This is a genomic window from Haloferax sp. s1, from assembly GCF_058382125.1.
Map to the genome: position 1 here is coordinate 1 of NZ_JBZRPK010000269.1, position 2,583 is coordinate 2,583.

The window sequence follows — 2,583 nt, forward strand, 5'->3', positions numbered from 1 at the left end:
GTTGGAAGACGACGTTGCACGACTGGAAACGCGAATCGAAGAACAGTCCGACGAGTAAACTACCACGGCGTGACGCCCGCGGCATTGCGGTGTGATGGCATTTTTGCACTCCGGGTCCGTACCCCCTCCCGTGTGCACACTCATCCTCGCGTGGCAGGTGTTCGAAGACGCGCCGGTCGTCGTCGCCGCTAATCGTGACGAACTCCTCGACAGGCCTGCTGAGCCACCCCAACGCTGGACCAACGGTGAGGAACCCGCAATCGTCGCACCGCGCGATGCCGAGGCGGGCGGGACGTGGGTCGGCTACAACGAGGCTGGCGTCTTCGTCGGCATCACTAACCGCTGGGTCGATGTCGAGGGCGGCGGTGAGCAGTCGCGTGGTCATCTCGTCCGCGACGCGTTACGTCACGAGACGGCCGAAGGCGCTGCTCGGTTCGTCGAACACGCGGTCGACAAACACACCTACGACGGATTCAATCTCGTCATCGCCGACGAGAGCGCCGCGCTCTTCTACGAGTGGGACGGCGGACTCTCCGTTCGGAATTTCGACCCCGGCATCCACGTCGTCGTGAACGTCGGCACGCCCGATTCGTGGTTCGTCCCGGCGCAACGCCCCGAGGTGGGTGAGGAGCAAGCAGACAACGCCCGGCGACTCTGGGAGACACTCCAACCCGAGGCGAGCGAGGCGATGACCGACTGGCGCGAGCGTGCACGGACCGCGCTCGGAGACCACGATTTCGGCGTCTGCGTCCACGACCCGGAGGGTCGATTCGGCACGCGCTCGTCGTCGCTCATCACGCTCGGCGCGGAGGAATTCGTGTACGAATTCGCCGACGGACCGCCGTGTCAGACCGCCTTCGAACCGGTCGAACGTCAGGATTAAACCACTCGCCCGACGTGTACGTGGTATGAGCGCGAGCGAAGCCGAAGCCGATCTTTCTTCCGATGAGCGCGCGGGACTGGAACTCATCCGCGAGGCGGGCGGCATCCATCAGAGCGATTTCTGGAAAGAACTCGATATCTCGTCCCGAAAGGGAAGCCGTATCGCCGAAGTGCTGGAGTCGCTCGGTCTCATCAAACGGACCCAGACCGTCTACAGCGGCCACACGACGTACTACCTCGAACCCGCCGCACGCGACCTCGAATTTTCGCTGCTCATGGCCGGCGACATGCTCTCGCCGCTCATCGGCGAAGAGGAGATTAACGCGAACAGCAACGCCTTCTCACAGTGGCTGATGAACCTCGCGTACGAGGAATACTGAACTGCGACTGGAGCGGTCGCATCGTGTTGTCCCACAACTGAATCCGTTTCTGGGCTTTTTCGGCGGTCACACGAGAACTGACTGAAATACTGACTCGCCAGTAGCGACGGGAGTCTCGAGAAGAAAACGTGGAACCGCGGGACGCGGCTTACTCTTCTGGCTCTTCGTCTTCCTCGGTCGCCAACAGGTCGTTGGCTTCGAGGTACGACTCGATTTCGTCGTTCGACAGTTCGACGAACTCCTCCGACTCGGCGGAGATGGTCCCAACGTCGACGCCATCAGGCGACGTTCCCTCGTCGTTCGTGGACGTAATGGTTTCGAGCGCCAGCTCGATACCTTCCTCGAGGGTCAGGTCGTCGCTGTAGTTTTCTTCGAGGTGCGCCTGGTGGTCGCCGCGGTCGGCACCGATAGAGACAGCCTTCCGCTCGTAGGGCGTCCCCGAGGGGTCCGTCTCGTAGAGGCGGGGCGTGCTGTTTTCGACGCCGCCGATGAGGAGTGCGACACCGAACGGACGGGCACCGCCGACCTGCGTGTACTGCTGGATGTGGTCGGTAACTTCCTTGGTCAGCGTCTCGATACCGATGGGTTCGCCGTAGCGGAGGCGGTTGACCTGCGACTGTCGGCGGGCGGAGTCGATAAACTGACGGGGGTCAGCGACGTGACCCGCGCCTGCGGTGCCGGTGTGGGCGTTCGGCTTGTGAAACTTCTCGACGCTCGGCCGCTCCCTCAGTGGCGAGCGAGAGCGCTTGTCCGCCGCGGGGACGACCCCCTCCGGCGTTCGCCCACCGACGCGCGCGGGGCCGCGCTTGTCGGCCCCGCGGGCGTATTCGACCTGATAGAGTCGACCATCCGGCGAGAAGATCGTAATCCCGCGGTCGTACGCCTGTTGTTGCGCTTGTCCCTGCATGGAATATCACTCGAAATCGAGTTGCGTCGCGCCCGTGAACCCGTCCGGACCGCGAACGTCCAAGAGGGAATTGCGGACAACGGCGGTCCGGGATTCGTTCTCGAACACGACGTCTCTCTCCTGAGAAATTCCGGCCCGGCCGTGTAAATACCTTTCCGAACAGGCACGCACCGTCCCGGAGACGCCTCGCACTCTCACTCCGACTGGGTCGCTTCCGACCTCGTCGATGCAGGCGAGTGCGGCACGGGTTTCGTCAACGTAGCCGCGACGGGCACGAACGATGGTTTCCGCGATGCCATCCGCAGAGTCGAACCCGAGAACTGTCAGGTCGGCGTCGGCGCTCCCCGAATCGCCGAAGAGGTTCTGGGCGGCGTACCAGAGTTCACGCTGGAACGCGCCGTCGTCGAACGTGCG

Annotated in this window: 4 protein-coding genes; 2 read left to right on the forward strand and 2 right to left on the reverse strand. The window is 63.4% G+C overall.

The genetic code is table 11. The annotated features are described in order from the left end of the window. The first annotated feature begins 130 nt into the window (after nt 1-130). Together QT222_RS02650 and QT222_RS02655 are read left to right on the forward strand one after the other, a co-directional pair. Nucleotides 131-883, forward strand: a complete 753-nt coding sequence (locus QT222_RS02650; protein ID WP_491476215.1) for an NRDE family protein — start codon at nt 131-133, stop codon at nt 881-883. Nucleotides 884-908: 25 nt separating this feature from the next. After that, complete coding sequence (locus tag QT222_RS02655; RefSeq protein ID WP_004572576.1) at nt 909-1,262, forward strand: helix-turn-helix transcriptional regulator; 354 nt, start codon at nt 909-911, stop codon at nt 1,260-1,262. 148 nt (nt 1,263-1,410) lie between these two features. Here the strand turns inward: QT222_RS02655 and psmA are convergent, their stop codons facing one another. After that, entirely contained in the window at nt 1,411-2,169 is a 759-nt protein-coding gene (psmA, locus tag QT222_RS02660; protein WP_491476216.1) for an archaeal proteasome endopeptidase complex subunit alpha, read from the reverse strand. 6 nt (nt 2,170-2,175) lie between these two features. Continuing rightward, the coding region (locus tag QT222_RS02665) for an Rpp14/Pop5 family protein (RefSeq protein WP_491476217.1) at nt 2,176-2,583 on the reverse strand (408 nt) is incomplete at its 5' end.